This window comes from Bradyrhizobium sp. USDA3010, assembly GCF_056429065.1.
The window spans coordinates 111,843-126,769 of record NZ_JBWJZD010000010.1 but is presented as its reverse complement, the minus strand read 5'-3'; the positions used below and the strand labels follow the sequence as shown (position 1 = coordinate 126,769).

The following is a 14,927-nucleotide window of genomic DNA, read 5'->3' as shown; positions in this document are numbered from 1 at the left end:
AATTTATCCCAATTTTTCCTGTGCTGTCGCGCGGAATTGAGATTTTCGGCGGCCCCCGCGGCAGTAACATCCGAGATATCGCCCGGAGCATTGCCATGGGAATCGCGCCTGAACGCCTCGACATGCTGTCCGCCCTGGCCCGCAAGGTGCTGTGGCTGTCGTCGTGGACCATCCATCACGCCAACCATGTGCGGCCTTCTACCGACGGACTGAAGGTCGGCGGCCATCAGGCCTCGTCAGCCTCGCTCGCCAACATCATGTCGGCGCTTTATTTCTCGGTGCTGCGCCCGCAGGACCGCGTCGCGGTGAAGCCGCATGCAAGCCCGGTGTTCCATGCGATCCAGTATCTGTTCGGCCACCAGACCCGCGACAAGCTGGAGAATTTCCGCGGCTACAAGGGCGCGCAGTCCTATCCGTCGCGCGCCAAGGACACCGACGACGTCGATTTCTCCACCGGCTCGGTCGGTCTCGGCGTGGCGCAGACGCTGTTCGCCTCGCTGGTGCAGGACTACGTCAGGGCGCACGGCTGGATGACTGACCGGCCCGAGGGCCGCATGATCGCGCTGGTCGGCGACGCCGAGATGGACGAGGGCAACATCTTCGAGGCGCTGCTGGAGGGGTGGAAGCACGGCTTGCGCAACACCTGGTGGGTGGTCGACTACAACAGGCAGTCGCTCGACGCCGTGGTGCGCGAGGGACTGTGGGCCAAGTTCGAGACCATGTTCCGCAATTTCGGCTGGGACGTGGTGATCGTGAAATACGGCAAGCTGATGCTTGAGGCGTTTGCCGAGCCCGGCGGCGAGGCGCTGCGGCGCTGGATCGACAATTGCCCGAACCAGATGTACGCGGCGCTCTGCTTCCAGGGCGGCGCGGCGTTCCGCAAACATCTGCGTGACGATATCGGCGACCAGGGCGACGTGTCGGCGCTGATCGGTCGCCGCAGCGACGACGAGCTGCTGGCGCTGATGTCGAACCTCGGCGGCCACGATATGGCGAGCATGATCGAGGCCTTCGAGGCGATCGACCATGATCGTCCGGTCTGCTTCATCGCCTACACCATCAAGGGCGTCGGCCTGCCGATGCAGGGCCACAAGGACAACCACGCCGGCCTGATGACGGTGGCGCAAATGGAGAAGTGGCGCGCCGCGCAGAACATCCGCACCGGCCACGAGTGGGACAAGTTCGAGGGCCTGTCGCAGGAGCCCGCGAAGCTCGAGGCGTTCCTGGCCGAGGCGCCGTTCAACCGCGAGGGACGCCGTCGTCTCTCGGCGCCGGAAATCGACGTGCCGGAGCGGCTGGCCTTCAAGGCCTCCGCGCAGATGTCGACGCAGCAGGGCTTTGGCCTCGTGCTGCATGAGCTCGCACGCGGCGACAGCGAGCTTGCGTCGCGCATCGTTACCGTTTCGCCCGATGTCACGGTGTCGACCAACCTCGGCGCCTGGGTCAATCGCCGCGGCCTGTTCGCGAAGGCGGAGAACCACGACCTGTTCCGGCAGGAGAAGATCCCGTCAGCCTACACCTGGGAATATTCGCCGAAGGGCCAGCACCTCGAGCTCGGCATCGCCGAGATGAACCTGTTCATTATGCTGTCGGCGCTCGGCCTGTCGCAGCAGATCAACGGCGCGCGGCTGTTGCCGGTCGGAACGCTGTACGATCCCTTCATCGAGCGCGGCCTCGATGCGTTGAACTACGCCTGCTACCAGGACGCCCGCTTCATGGTGGCGGCGACGCCGTCGGGCATCTCGCTGGCGCCGGAAGGCGGCGCGCATCAGTCGATCAAGACACCCTTGATCGGGATCGGGCAGGACGGGCTTGCCTCATTCGATCCGGCCTTCGTCGATGAACTTGCCGTGATCATGGGCTGGGGCTTCGGCCACATGCAGCGCGAGGGTGCCGAGGGCGGTTCGGTTTACTTGCGACTCTCGACCCGGACGCTGGAGCAACCGCAGCGGATCATGACACCGGACTTGCAGCGCGACATCACCGATGGCGCCTACTGGATGCGCAAGCCGGGCCCGAACTGCGACATCGTTGTTGCGTATACCGGCACCGTCGCGCCGGAGGCTATCGAGGCGGTCGGCCTGATCGGCGAGAGCCACCGCGATGTCGGTCTCCTGGCGGTAACCTCCGCGGACCGGCTCTATGCGGGTTGGTCCGCGGCGCGGAATTTGCGTCGCGATCGCCGTGGCACGCAGCATTTGAGTCATATCGAGCGGATGCTGGCGCCGCTCGGCCGCGACTGCGGCATCGTGACCGTGATCGACGGCCATCCGGCCTCGCTGGGCTGGCTCGGTAGCGTGCGCGGCCATCGGGTCGAGGCGCTCGGTGTCGAGCATTTCGGCCAGACCGGCACGATCGGCGACCTCTACCGCCATTACGGTATCGACGCCAATGCGATCATCGATGCCGCGGAAAGCCTCTCAACCGGCGCCCCGGTGCGGCATCGCAAGATGGCGGTGTAACCACATAGTCGTCCCGGTGAAGGCCGGGACCCATTACCACGTATGGGAGTAGTGAAGGCGACTTGTTGCCCCAGCCTTCCGCCTCACGAGCATCGGTGGCTATGGGTCCCGGCCCCCGTGCGCAATTGCGTACTAGGCCGGGACGATCCAGCACCTTGCCACCCGCGCGCCTCGCGCCTTATATCCCGTGGGCGTGCACGAGCCGCGCCCCGCATATGGCGGGTTCAATTCGCCCTGCTTTCGTGCAAGGATGCCTGCCGAACGCTTTCCGTTCCCCTTATCCATACGCCCCCTACAAGAGGTTTCCGATGGTCAATCGCATGCAATTCTACATCGATGGCGCCTGGGTCGATCCCGTCGTCAAAGGCAAGTCCACCCCCGTCGTCAATCCGGCGACCGAAGAAGCGATGTATGAGGTTGCGCTCGGCTCCAAGGCCGATGTCGACAAGGCAGTCGCCGCCGCGAAGCGCGCGTTCGAGACCTATTCCCAGACCAGCCGCGAGGAGCGCATCGCGCTGCTCACCAGGATCGTCGAGGTCTACAAGGGCCGCATGAAGGAGATCGGCGCCGCCGTCTCTGACGAGATGGGCGCTCCGCTGCCGATGGCCGAAAAGCTCCAGGCCGGTGCCGGCCTCGGCCATCTCATGAACACCCTCGAAGTGCTCAAGAAGTACGAGTTCGAGGAGACGATGGGGACCGCCGTGATCGTGCGCGAGCCGGTCGGCGTCGTCGGCATGATCACGCCCTGGAACTGGCCGCTCAACCAGATCGCCTGCAAGGTCGCGCCCGCGCTCGCCGCCGGCTGCACCATGATCCTGAAGCCGTCGGAGTTCACCCCGACCTCGGCGCTGATCTTCGCGGAAATCCTCCATGAAGCCGGTGTGCCGAAGGGCGTGTTCAACCTGCTCAACGGCCTCGGCCCGGAGGTGGGTGCCGCGATGAGCGAGCACCCGGACATCGACATGATCTCGTTCACCGGCTCGACCCGCGCCGGCGTCGATGTCGCCAAGCGCGCGGCGCCGACCGTGAAGCGCGTCAGCCAGGAGCTCGGCGGCAAGTCGCCGAACGTGATCCTCGAGGGTGCTGACCTCACCAAGGCGGTGACTGGCGGCGTGATGCACATGTTCAACAACTCGGGCCAGTCCTGCAACGCGCCGTCGCGCATGATCGTGCCGCTCTCCAAGATGAAGGAAGTGGCCGCGATCGCGAAGGGCGTCGCCGACAAGACCAAGGCCGGCGATCCGCGCGCCGACGGCACCACCATCGGTCCGGTCGTCAACCGCGGCCAGTGGGACAAGATCCAGGCGCTGATCCAGAAGGGCATCGACGAGGGCGCAACGCTCGTCGCCGGTGGTCCGGGCCTGCCCGAGGGCGTCAACAAGGGCTTCTACGTCCGCCCGACCATCTTCGCCGACGTCACCAACGATATGACGATCGCCCGCGAGGAAATCTTCGGACCGGTGCTGACCATCCTTGGCGCCAAGGACGAGGCTGAGGCGGTGAAGATCGCCAACGACACGCCCTACGGTCTCGCCGGTTACGTCTCGGCCGACACCGTGGAGACCGCGCGCCGCGTCGGCCGCCAGATCCGCGCCGGCAACGTCAACCTGCAGGGCGTGCCGAACGAGCGCTCCGCGCCGTTCGGCGGCTACAAGCAGTCCGGCAACGGCCGCGAGTGGGGCCGCTACGGTCTGGAAGAATACCTCGAGGCCAAGGCGGTCGCCGGCTACAACGCCGCGTAAGCCGAGCCACGAGAGGCAACAATTTGGCGCCGAGGCAGGCAACTGCTCCGGCGTCAGCCATTTTGGAAGCTAGAAATTTCTATCGGCGTCCCGGCGAAGGCCGGGACCCATTACCACAGGCCGTCATTTTGCGAATGATTGTGGCCCCAGCCCAACAATCCAAGATCCATCGGTGGGTCCCGGCCTTCGCCGGGACGACAAGCTAACCGCCGAGCGCGCCCTGGGTGTTGACGTAGAGCGCATAGATCGACTGGCTCGCCGCCATGAACAGGCGGTTGCGCTTCAGTCCGCCGAAGCAGAGGTTGGCGCAGCGCTCCGGCAGTGCGATGCGGCCGATCGTGACGCCGTCGGGCGCGAACACGACAACGCCGTCGAGCTCGGGATCGCCCATGCCCCAGCCGCACCACAGATTGCCGTCGATGTCGCAGCGCATGCCGTCGGGCGTGCCGCGGCCGGCATCGATGAACACGCGCTTGTTCGCGATTGTCTTGCCGTCGGCGGAAACGTCATAGGCGAGGATCTTGCGGTTCGGCTCGCCGCGGGATTCCACGACGTAGAGGATCTTTTCGTCCGGCGAGAAGCACAGCCCGTTCGGCCCGAGCACGCCCTCGGCGACGATGCTGGCCTTGCCGGTTGCGGGATCGAGCCGGTAGACGTTGGGCTCGATTTCCGGATCGGCCTTGTAGCCCTCGTAATTGCCGAGCAGGCCGAAGATCGGATCGGTGAACCAGATCGCGCCGTCGGATTTCACCACGACGTCGTTCGGCGAGTTCAGCCGCTTGCCGCCGAAGGAATCGATCAGCACGGTAATCGATCCGTCATATTCGGTACGGACCACGCGGCGGCCGCCATGCTCGCAGGTGATCAGCCGGCCCTGGCGGTCGCGGGTGTTGCCGTTGGCGAAGTTCGACGGCTTGCGGAAGATGCTGACCGCGCCGGTCTCTTCCTCCCATTTGAGGATGCGCTGGTTCGGGATGTCGCTGCACAACAGATAGCGGCCGTCGCCGAACCACACCGGCCCTTCGGCCCAGCGCAGGCCGGTGGCGATGCGCTCAACGGCGGAGAGCTTCAGCCAGTATTTCTCGAAGCGCGGATCGAGCGCGTGGATCGCAGGATCGGGATAACAGGTCGCGGGACGCCAGCCGGCGGAATGAACATCGGACATTTGCTGTTCTCGTTGTTGTGTTTCGATGGTGTTTCCTTGAGCGCATGGTTTGCTATCATTGTCGGTCTGCGACCGCAATTCGGCTGCAGCAAACAGGAAAGACGAGGGACGGCATGCCACGCATATTGATGACCGGCGCATCGGGGGGAATCGGCACGAGCCTGCGCAAGCTGCTGCCGCCGATCTATCCGGATCTCCTGCTGAGCGACATCAAGAAGCCCTCCGATCTCGGCAGCAACGAAAAATTCAAGGCGGCCGATCTCGCCGATCTCGCTGAGGTCGAGGCGATCTGCGAGGGCGTCGACGGCATCCTGCATTTCGGCGGCTATTCGGTCGAGGGTTCCTGGGACGCGATCCTGCAGGCCAACATCATCGGCTGCTACAATCTGTTCGAGGCGGCGCGCAAGAAGGGCGTCAAGCGCGTGATCTTCGCCTCATCCAATCACGCGGTCGGCTTCTACCCGCGCCACCACCGGATCGGCACCGATGTCACCGCGCGGCCGGATAGTCGTTATGGGGTGAGCAAGGTGTTCGGCGAGGGCGTCGGCGCGCTCTATGCAGACAAGCACGGCATCAAGGTGACCTGCATCCGGATCGGCAATTTCGGCGAGGCACCGCTCGATCACCGCAGGCTGTCGATCTGGCTCAAGCCCGAGGATCTGGTTCAGCTCTGCCGGATCGGGCTCGAACATCCCGACATTCATTTCGAGGTGCTGTACGGCGCGTCGTACAACGAGCGCTCGTGGTGGGACAATCACCGCGCCTACGATCTCGGCTATCGTCCGAGCGGTCGTGGCGAAGACTTCCGCGAGCACGCGATGGCCGAGCAGGCCAAGCTGCCGCCCGATCCCGTCGGCGATTATTACCAGGGCGGGGCGTTCTGCAGCATGGAGTTCGACGGCGACAGGACGAGGGTGATCGACTGGAAGAAGTGATCAGTCGTCGCACTGCGGCAGTTGCTTCACGGCCTCGGTGTGCTGGCGCTGCGGCTCATTCGAGCTTTGCCCGGATGCCTTGGGTACGCTTCCGGGTCCATTATAGGTCTCGGAGAAGTGGGCGAGCGGGAAGTTGAGGCTGATCTTCTGTCCAGTCAGGTTCTTCGCTTCCACCACGATCGTTTGCGCGTGCTTCAGCCGTTCGATCAGCTCGCCATTGGCCTCCAGCGTGCCGCCGCAGCCGAGCGTGTAGCAATGCGTCCTGGCGACCTGCATCGGTTCGTCCTGATCGATACGGAGGCTGATCGTGCCTTCCAGCATGGTCCGCGTTCCGACATTGGCGGTGAGCAGCGCGCGCGTGCTGGTCTGTGGCGAAACGCTGATGGAGCCGCCCGACGGCGCGCACTGGCCGCGCGCGGCGGCAGCGACGAAGCAACTCGCCTCCGTCAGGCAGGTCTTGGTCCAGGGCTCATAGGTGAGCTCGGCCGCGCGCGGATCGGCCGCGTCTGCAATTCCGCCAAGCGCAAGCTGCACGGCGAACGATCCAACCAACAAAACCACGTAACGCATCGCCGTCTCCTTTACGAGGAGGCCGCGTATCGCGCTATTGCGGCTTTTTGTCGTTGGAGATGCGGACGAGATAATCCGCCTTGCTGTACTGCATGTGATCGACGCAGAGCTGCGCCAGCGCCCAGCTGTCGCGGCCCCTCAAGAGCTCGATCATCAATTCGTGCTGGCGGCGCGACAATGCGAGGCCTTCGCTGTCGGCGAGGTTCTTGGCGCGCATCGGCAATGTCAGGTTCATGTAGTCCTGCAGCGAGCGGACCAGGTAGGGATTGCCGCAGGCGGAGAACAGCGCGAGGTGGAATGCATCGTTGGTTTCGTGGATGCCGCGCATGTCCTGCGCGTCGGCCTTGAGGCAGTAATGCCGTTGTAACTCGCTCAATTGGTCGATCAGGCTGTCGGGCGCGGGCAGGGCGATCATCAGCGCGGCCTGGCGCGTCAGCATCTCGCGCACCTCGTAGATCTGCCGCACTTCCTCGGCCGAATAGAACCGCACCGTGGCGCCGACATTCTTCTCGCGCAGCACGATGCCCTGACGTTCGAGCTGGAACAGCGCCTGGCGGACGAAATGCCGGCTCGCGCCGTAGCGCTGCATCAGGGTATCCTCGACCAGCCGCAGTCCGGGCGCGAAGCGACCGAAGATGATGTCCTCCTCCAGCCGGCGGATCACTTCCGCCTGTTCCTCCTCCCGCGAGGGGGTCTGGAGTTCGGGCAAGGTGGGCTCGGCTGTCATGCGCTCTCGGCTTCGGGTCGGTGCCGGAGGTCAGCATGAGGCCATGGCTATTGTCAATAATGGGGGCGATTTTGCCGCAGACCAGCCTGCGCTCTCCGCCAGATTATCTCGTATTGACAATAATTCCTGCCGCTCCTTAAGTGCGGCCAACCAACACATGGGAAGAGAAGAAAATGGCCGACGGACTTCGCAAGGGACTGACCAGCTATGGCGACGCCGGCTTCTCGCTGTTCCTGCGCAAGGCTTTCATCAAGGCGATGGGCTATTCGGACGACGCGCTCAATCGCCCGATCGTCGGCATCACCAACACCTACAGCGACTACAATCCCTGCCACGGCAACGTGCCGCAAATCATCGAAGCGGTGAAGCGCGGCGTGATGCTGTCAGGCGCGATGCCGTTCGTGTTCCCGACCATCTCGATCGCCGAGAGTTTTGCGCATCCGACCTCGATGTACCTGCGCAATCTGATGGCGATGGATACCGAGGAGATGATCCGCGCCCAGCCGATGGATGCGGTGATCGTGATCGGCGGCTGCGACAAGACCCTGCCGGCGCAGCTCATGGCCGCCATCAGCGCCGATCTGCCGACGGTGGTGATCCCGGTCGGCCCGATGGTGGTCGGTCATCACAAGGGCGAGGTGCTCGGCGCCTGCACCGACTGCCGCAGGCTGTGGGGCAAGTATCGCGCCGGCGAGATCGACGATGTCGAGATCGAGGCGGTGAACGGCCGGCTCGCGCCGTCGGTCGGCACCTGCATGGTGATGGGCACGGCCTCCACCATGGCCTGCATCACCGAAGCGCTCGGCCTGTCGCTGCCGATGAGCGCGACGATCCCGGCGCCGCATGCCGAACGCTTCCGCTCCGCGGAGGCCAGCGGCCGCGTCGCCGCCGAAATGGCGAAGACCAAGGGACCGAAGCCGAGCGAGATCCTGACGCCGTCGTCGTTCCGCAACGCCCAGGTCGTGATGCAGGCGATCGGCGGCTCGACCAACGGGCTCATCCACCTCACGGCCATCGCCAACCGCTCGCCTTACAAGATCGATCTGGAGGCGTTCGACAAGCTCGGCCGCGAGGTGCCCGTGCTGGTCGACCTCAAGCCGTCGGGCGAACACTACATGGAGCATTTCCATCATGCCGGCGGCGTGCCGAAGCTGATGGCGCAACTCGGCGACCTCATCGATCTCGATGCCAGGACCATCACCGGTCAGACCTTGCGCGATGTTGTGGCCGGCGCGGAGGACGTGCCGGGGCAGGATGCGATCCGCTCCAAGACGAACCCGATCAAGTCCGAAGGCGCGATGGCGATCCTGCACGGCAATCTCGCGCCGCGCGGTGCCGTCATCAAGCAGTCGGCGGCGAGCCCAAAGCTCCTGCAGCACACCGGCCGTGCCGTGGTGTTCGAGTCGGTCGAAGACATGACGCTGCGGGTCGACGACCCCGCGCTCGATGTGACCGCCGACGACGTGCTGGTGCTGCGCAACGCCGGCCCGAAGGGGGCCCCCGGCATGCCGGAGGCGGGCTACCTGCCGATCCCGAAGAAGCTCGCGCGCACCGGCGTGAAGGACATGGTCCGCATCTCCGATGCGCGAATGAGCGGCACCGCCTTCGGCACGATCGTGCTGCACATCACGCCGGAGTCCGCCGTCGGCGGTCCGCTGGGTCTCGTGCAGAACGGCGACATGATCCGGTTGGATGTTGCCAAGCGCAGCATCGATCTCCTGGTCGACGAGGCCGAACTGCAGAAGCGTCGCGCCGCGCTGGCTCCCGCCGGCACGCCGGATTGGGCCAAGCGCGGTTACGCGCATCTCTTCAACGAGACCATCCTGCAGGCGGACGAGGGCTGCGATTTCGACTTCATGCGCGCCAAGGGGAAGTAGCGAGCGCCGTTCGGCGCAGTTGCCAAATTATCGATAATTCGAGTGACGCAGTATGTGATTGCGCCTATGGGCGTCAAATTGCCTCTGTTTTATTGACAATCCCGCGGGACTGGTGGGATGATCGCGTCAATCAAAAACAGGGGGAACGTCGCGATGGGCTATTCAGCCAGGATCGTCGGGATCGCCATGGCCGCGGCAGCGCTGCTGCCGGCGCGCGCCGGTGCGCAGGAGGTCAAGCACTTCCGCTTCGCCTACGACCAGCCGCGCAACACCGGCTATTCGGTCGCCGGCGATCTGTTCGCCGAGAAGCTCAAGGAATTGAGCAAGGGGACGATGATCGTCGACCAATATCCCGGTGCGCAGCTCGGCCAGGAGCCGCAGCTGCTGCAGCTCGTGAAATCAGGCGATATCGAGTTCGCGATCGTGTCCTCCGCCAACACGGCGACGATCTCGCCGCAGGCCGGCGTGATGTCGCTGCACTTCCTGTTCCGCAACGACGCCCATGTGATCAAGGCGCTGGCGGACCCGCAGGTGTTCGACGCCATCAGGACGATGATCGACGAGACCGCGCAGGGCCTGCATGTGATCGGCACCGGTTCGCAGGGCGTGCGCCACATCTACAGCAAGAAGGAAATCCACAACGTCGGCGACCTCAAGGGCGTGAAGGTCCGGGTGCAGGCGACCGCGACCGAGGACACCATGTTCCCGGCCTATGGCGCGCAGACGGTGCACATGCCGTTCGGCAGCGTCTACACCTCGCTGCAGACCGGCGTGGTCGACGCCGCCGAGAACAGCATCAACGTCTATCTCGTCAACAAACACTATGAGGTCGCGCCCGTGCTGTCGATCACCGAGCACGAGGCCAACAATGCCTTGCTGTTCGTCTCCGACAAGCTCTGGCAGAGCCTCTCCGCCGAGCAGAAGCAATGGGTGCAGGCCGCCGCCAACGAGGTCAGCGCCAAGGAGCCGCAGAAAGCCTTCGAGTTGGAGCGGAATGCGCTGACCAAGCTGAAGTCGTTCGGCGTCAAGGTGGTCGATGACGTGGACAAGAAGAGCTTCACCGCGATCGCCGATCCCTATCTCGACAAGCTCGCCAAGCAGCTCGGCCCGCACGCGGAGAAGATCAAGAACCTGATCCGCGCAGTCAACTAGCGCACTTGATGCGTCGTCCCGGCGAAAGCCGGGACCCATACGCCGCGGTCTATCAAGTTGGGTGATTGGGCCGCTGCCTCGCTGAGGAATTTCGAGCATGGCCATCGCCGACAGACTGGTGCTGCAACGGCAGCGGCATCTGAAATGGCGGGCGCTCGACCGGCTCGAGCTGATCCTGATGATGCTGTGCGGCCTGCTGTGCTTCGGCTTCTCGCTCTCGGTGACCGCCGACATCGTCACCCGCACCATCGGTCACCCCTGGCTGTGGCTGCAGGAGGTGACCTCGACGCTGTTCATCTACGCGATCTTCATCGGCGCCGCGGTCGCGACCAGGCGCAACGACCATCTCTATCTCACCGCGCTCTCAGAGGCGATGCATGGCAGGTCGCGGCTGGTCGTCGAGATCGTCATCAGGTTGGTGGTGCTGGGCGTCGCCTTTTGCCTGGTCTGGTACGGCTATCAAAATTACCTTCGCGGCTTCGGCAGCTTCCGGCTGCCGTCCGGCACGCCGATCGCATCACTCTATGCGGTGATTCCACTGTCCGGCATCCTGATCGGCCTGTTCACGGTCGAGCAGCTTGTCAACGGCATCCGCAACGAATTTGAGCATCCGGAGCCGCCGGACGAGGATCCTGCGATTCCCGCGATCAACTCCAGTGCGACCACGGGAGTGCAGCCGTGAGCGCACCGGTCGTGCTCGTGTTGATGTCGTCCTGCTTCCTGTTCTTCGGTTATCTCGGCGTGCCGGTGCCGTTCTCGCTGATGGCGGGCGTATTCGTCGGCGCAATGCTGTCGGATGTATCGCTCGCCGCGATCATCCAGAAGATCTTTGACGGCGTCGATTCCGAGGCGCTGCTGGCGATCCCGTTCTTCCTGCTGGTCGGCGAGCTCATGAGCTCGGCGAATGTCGTGGTCCGCATTGCCAACCTGTCGGTCTCGCTGGTCGGTCACATCAGGGGCGGGCTGTCGCAGGTCGTCGTCGTGTTCAGCATGTTCTTCTCGGAGATGTCGGGCTCGACCACCGCCGATGTCGCTGTGATGAGCAGGGCGCTCGGCGGGCCGATGCGGCGGGAGGGCTATGAGCCGGCCTTCATCGCCGCGATCATCGCCTCGGCCTCGACGATCGCGGCGCTGGTGCCGCCCAGCATCACGGCCGTGGTCTATGGCGCGGTCGGCAACGTCTCGATCGCCGGCCTGTTCATGGCGGGGGTGGTTCCCGGGCTGATGATCGGCTTCGGGCTGATGATCTATTGCTACTTTTTCGGGCCGTCGGGCCTGCGCAAGCCGCGGGCGCCGCTGCGCCAGATCGCGTTCGCCGCCGGTGACGCCGCGTTGCCGCTGATGATCCCGGTGATCCTGCTCGGCGGTATCCTGACCGGTTGGTTCACGCCGACCGAGGCCGGCGTGGTGGCGGTCGCCTACATCATCCTCGTCGTGATCCCGGCGCTGAACCGCGGGCACCTGAAAAAGATCCCGTATGACTTCTGCCTCGCCGGCCTGATCTTTTCGCTGCCGCTGATCACGATCGGCGCGGCGAACGCATTCGGCTGGATGCTGGCCTATCTGCGCGGCGCCATCTACATCGCCGACTGGATCACCTCGATCGCGGGCAACGATCCGCATCTCATCATGCTGCTGATGGTGCTGCTGTTCACCGTGGTCGGCGACTTCATCGAGCCGGTGCCGACCATCATCATCTTCATGCCGCTGGTCAACGCGCTGACCCAGGCAGGGGACATCAATGGCGTGCATATGGGCGTCGTGCTGATCGCGACGCTCGCTTTCGGCCTGATCACGCCGCCCTACGGGCTCGTGCTGCTGATGGCCTCGAAATTCGTCGGCATCAGCTTTGCAAAAGCGCTGCGGGCGGCGCTGCCGATCTATGTCGTGTTCCTGGTCACGATCTGCTTCACGATCTATTTCCCGAAGGTCGTGCTGTGGCTGCCCAAGCAGGTGATCCCGGAATCGGTCGGCTGCTTCAAGGCGCCCGGCGGCAGCGGATACATCTGCCCGAACTAGCCCACCCTCTATTTCGATTTGCTGGTGAACTTCTTCACGGCGACGCGGAAATCCTCGGTATGCATCGATGTGATGATCCTGTGCTCCTCGGCATCGAGCTGCTGCTTGGTCGGCATGGTGGCAGCCTGATAGACCAGCGACTTGGTCCCGGCGATCGCGGCGGGCGGATTTTTCGCCAGGCGCTCGGCGAGCTGCCGGGTGGCCGCCTTCAGCTCGGCTGCGGGGACGGTCTTGACGACCAGTCCCCATTCATAGGCTTGCTGCGCGGTGAAGCCATCCTCGGCAAGGAAAATCTGCAGCGCGCGACGGGTCCCGACCGTGCCGACGATGCCGACCGTGCTGCCGCCGTCGGGCGATACGCCGATCTTGGCATAGGCGGGCGTGAAACGGGCATCCTCCGCGGCGATGCACAGGTCGGTCACGAAGGCGAGGCCCATGCCGGCGCCGGCCGCCGACCCGTGCACGCTGGACAGCACGACCTTCGGCATCCGCCGAACCGTCTCGATGAAGGCGTGATAGTGGTGAAGCATTTCGCCGACCACGGGCGCGACGTTGTTGGCTTCGGTCGCAGCACCGATGGTTTGCAGGTCGCCGCCGGCGCAGAAGGCACGGCCTTCGCCCTCGATGACCAGCACGCGGATGTCCTTGTTGGCTTCGACCTCGGCGCCGAGCTGCTCGAGCTTTTTGGCGATCGTCATGTCGATCGCGTTGAACGCGGCCGGCCGGTTCAGCGTGATGGTCGCGATGGCGCCGTCGATGCGGAGCAAAGCGGGGTCGTTGGGGGAGGCGGGATCGGGCATTTTTGAAGACCTTGGGCTTGTTATTTCCGGACATTTAAGGCCTTGACGGCAGCCGTGGCAATCCGGCAGGGGCCTGGAGGCGGCTTTCTGGTGTCCAGATTTGCCGGCGACCCCCTTGCATCAGGGCGAGCCATGGGGCCAAATGGCGCGCGCCTTCGGTACGCAGACACGAGCGCTGTGGTGACGGGGCACGCAAGCTAACATCGACAAGAGGAAACGGCATGGGTCACTCCTGCTCGCGCGTATTTGGGTTGTTTCGATGACAGGCTCGGTCATCATCGTCGGCGCCGGACATGCCGGCTTCCAGCTCGCGGCGTCGCTGCGCCAGGCCGGCTTCGCCGAGCGCATCGCCCTGATCAATGACGAGGGCCATTTGCCGTACCAGCGGCCGCCTTTATCGAAGGCCTATCTGAAGGGGACCGGCGGGCCCGAGTCCCTGATGTTCCGGCCCGACAAGTTCTACCAGGACAACAAGATCGAGCTGATCACCGATCGCGCCCACGCGGTCGACCGCAACGCGCGGAAAGTGGCGCTCGCCTCCGGCACGTCGCTCGACTACGGCCATCTGGTGTTCGCGACCGGCGCGCGGAACCGGCTGCTCGATATTCCCAACGCAAAGCTCGACGCCGTCCGCTACCTGCGCATCCTGGATGAGAGCCAGGCGCTGCGCGATTTGCTCGCGCCCGGCATGCGCGTCGTCGTGATCGGCGCGGGCTTCATCGGGCTCGAATTCGCGGCCACCGCGCGGGCCAAGGGCCTCGAGGTCGACGTGGTCGAGCTCGCCTCGCGCGTGATGGCGCGCGCGGTGACTGCGGAGATCTCCGAGTTCTCGCAGTCCCGCCATGGCGCGGCCGGCATCCGGATCCACCTCGGGGTGCAGGTTACGGCGATCGAGGCCGATGGCGCCAAGGTCACCGGCGTCAGCCTGAGCAACGGCACGCACATCCCTGCCGATCTCGTCGTGGTCGGCGTCGGCGTGCTGCCGAATGTCGAGCTCGCTGCGGAGGCCGGCCTGCCGGTCGCATCGGGCATCATCGTCGACGAGCATCTTTCGACCGCCGATCCGAATATCTCCGCGATCGGCGATTGCGCGCTCTACACCAGCAAGCGCTTCGGCGGATCGCTGCGGCTGGAGTCGGTGCAGAACGCGACCGATCATGCGCGCTGCGTGGCCTCGCGCCTGACCGGCAAGACCGAGGTCTATGACGGCCTGCCGTGGTTCTGGAGCGACCAGGGTCCCGACAAGCTGCAGATGGCGGGTCTGACCACCGGCTACGACCGCGTCGTGGTGCGCGGCGACCGCGCGCAGGGGGCATTCTCGGCGTTTTGCTATCGCGGTGACAGGCTGCTCGGCATCGAGTCGGTCAATCGCGCCGGCGATCACATGTTCGGCCGCCGGCTGCTCGGCGCGGGCGGTTCGATCACGCCGGAGCAGGCGGCGGATGCGAGCTTTGATTTGAAGAGCGCGCTTTCCTAAC

The 14,927-nt window shown here is 64.7% G+C and carries 12 protein-coding genes; 8 read left to right on the top strand and 4 right to left on the bottom strand.

Annotation, left to right across the window (positions count from 1 at the left end; genetic code table 11):
* Window positions 1-95 precede the first annotated feature (95 nt).
* Window positions 96-2,462: a transketolase gene (locus tag AC066Y_RS17920; RefSeq protein WP_478275025.1), complete on the top strand. Its 2,367-nt coding sequence runs from the start codon at window positions 96-98 to the stop codon at window positions 2,460-2,462.
* Window positions 2,463-2,770: 308 nt separating this feature from the next.
* Window positions 2,771-4,204, top strand: a complete 1,434-nt coding sequence (locus AC066Y_RS17915; RefSeq protein WP_478275024.1) for an aldehyde dehydrogenase family protein — start codon at window positions 2,771-2,773, stop codon at window positions 4,202-4,204.
* A 202-nt stretch (window positions 4,205-4,406) separates the two neighbouring features.
* Here AC066Y_RS17915 and AC066Y_RS17910 read toward each other — a convergent pair whose 3' ends face one another.
* On the bottom strand, window positions 4,407-5,369 hold the full coding sequence (locus tag AC066Y_RS17910) for an SMP-30/gluconolactonase/LRE family protein (RefSeq protein ID WP_478275023.1): 963 nt from the start codon (window positions 5,367-5,369) through the stop codon (window positions 4,407-4,409).
* Window positions 5,370-5,482: 113 nt separating this feature from the next.
* Between AC066Y_RS17910 and AC066Y_RS17905 the strand changes: the two genes are divergently transcribed.
* A complete protein-coding gene (locus AC066Y_RS17905) occupies window positions 5,483-6,304 on the top strand; it encodes an NAD-dependent epimerase/dehydratase family protein (protein WP_478275022.1) in 822 nt (273 codons plus the stop codon).
* On the opposite strand, the gene AC066Y_RS17900 is transcribed toward AC066Y_RS17905, so the two are convergent.
* Entirely contained in the window at window positions 6,305-6,874 is a 570-nt protein-coding gene (locus tag AC066Y_RS17900) for an invasion associated locus B family protein (RefSeq protein WP_478275021.1), read from the bottom strand.
* 34 nt (window positions 6,875-6,908) lie between these two features.
* Window positions 6,909-7,601, bottom strand: a complete 693-nt coding sequence (locus AC066Y_RS17895; protein WP_478275020.1) for a GntR family transcriptional regulator — start codon at window positions 7,599-7,601, stop codon at window positions 6,909-6,911.
* Window positions 7,602-7,774: 173 nt separating this feature from the next.
* On the opposite strand from AC066Y_RS17895, the gene AC066Y_RS17890 reads away from it, so the two are divergent.
* From AC066Y_RS17890 to AC066Y_RS17875, 4 genes are all read left to right on the top strand, one after another.
* Window positions 7,775-9,478 (top strand): IlvD/Edd family dehydratase, encoded by a 1,704-nt coding sequence (locus tag AC066Y_RS17890; protein WP_478275019.1) that lies wholly within the window; start codon window positions 7,775-7,777, stop codon window positions 9,476-9,478.
* Window positions 9,479-9,631: 153 nt separating this feature from the next.
* The gene (locus AC066Y_RS17885) at window positions 9,632-10,630 is read left to right on the top strand and encodes a TRAP transporter substrate-binding protein (RefSeq protein WP_478275018.1); all 999 of its coding nucleotides are present in this window, start codon (window positions 9,632-9,634) and stop codon (window positions 10,628-10,630) included.
* 97 nt (window positions 10,631-10,727) lie between these two features.
* The gene (locus AC066Y_RS17880) at window positions 10,728-11,312 is read left to right on the top strand and encodes a TRAP transporter small permease (RefSeq protein WP_478275017.1); all 585 of its coding nucleotides are present in this window, start codon (window positions 10,728-10,730) and stop codon (window positions 11,310-11,312) included.
* Entirely contained in the window at window positions 11,309-12,649 is a 1,341-nt protein-coding gene (locus AC066Y_RS17875; protein ID WP_456757905.1) for a TRAP transporter large permease, read from the top strand. The genes AC066Y_RS17880 and AC066Y_RS17875 overlap by 4 nt, the downstream gene beginning before the upstream one ends.
* Window positions 12,650-12,657: 8 nt before the next feature.
* Here AC066Y_RS17875 and AC066Y_RS17870 read toward each other — a convergent pair whose 3' ends face one another.
* Entirely contained in the window at window positions 12,658-13,449 is a 792-nt protein-coding gene (locus AC066Y_RS17870; protein ID WP_478275016.1) for an enoyl-CoA hydratase/isomerase family protein, read from the bottom strand.
* 259 nt (window positions 13,450-13,708) lie between these two features.
* Here AC066Y_RS17870 and AC066Y_RS17865 point away from each other — a divergent pair, with 259 nt between their 5' ends.
* Window positions 13,709-14,926, top strand: coding sequence for an NAD(P)/FAD-dependent oxidoreductase (locus AC066Y_RS17865; RefSeq protein WP_478275015.1), 1,218 nt, complete (start codon window positions 13,709-13,711; stop codon window positions 14,924-14,926).
* Window position 14,927 lies beyond the last annotated feature (1 nt).

Bases quoted from the DNA above. Each gene is read 5' to 3' on its own strand.
- AC066Y_RS17920 (WP_478275025.1), top strand. From the start codon at position 96: ATGGGAATCGCGCCTGAACGCCTCGACATGCTGTCCGCCCTGGCCCGC.
- AC066Y_RS17915 (WP_478275024.1), top strand. From the start codon at position 2,771: ATGGTCAATCGCATGCAATTCTACATCGATGGCGCCTGGGTCGATCCC.
- AC066Y_RS17910 (WP_478275023.1), bottom strand. From the start codon at position 5,369: ATGTCCGATGTTCATTCCGCCGGCTGGCGTCCCGCGACCTGTTATCCC.
- AC066Y_RS17905 (WP_478275022.1), top strand. From the start codon at position 5,483: ATGCCACGCATATTGATGACCGGCGCATCGGGGGGAATCGGCACGAGC.
- AC066Y_RS17900 (WP_478275021.1), bottom strand. From the start codon at position 6,874: ATGCGTTACGTGGTTTTGTTGGTTGGATCGTTCGCCGTGCAGCTTGCG.
- AC066Y_RS17895 (WP_478275020.1), bottom strand. From the start codon at position 7,601: ATGACAGCCGAGCCCACCTTGCCCGAACTCCAGACCCCCTCGCGGGAG.
- AC066Y_RS17890 (WP_478275019.1), top strand. From the start codon at position 7,775: ATGGCCGACGGACTTCGCAAGGGACTGACCAGCTATGGCGACGCCGGC.
- AC066Y_RS17885 (WP_478275018.1), top strand. From the start codon at position 9,632: ATGGGCTATTCAGCCAGGATCGTCGGGATCGCCATGGCCGCGGCAGCG.
- AC066Y_RS17880 (WP_478275017.1), top strand. From the start codon at position 10,728: ATGGCCATCGCCGACAGACTGGTGCTGCAACGGCAGCGGCATCTGAAA.
- AC066Y_RS17870 (WP_478275016.1), bottom strand. From the start codon at position 13,449: ATGCCCGATCCCGCCTCCCCCAACGACCCCGCTTTGCTCCGCATCGAC.
- AC066Y_RS17865 (WP_478275015.1), top strand. From the start codon at position 13,709: ATGACAGGCTCGGTCATCATCGTCGGCGCCGGACATGCCGGCTTCCAG.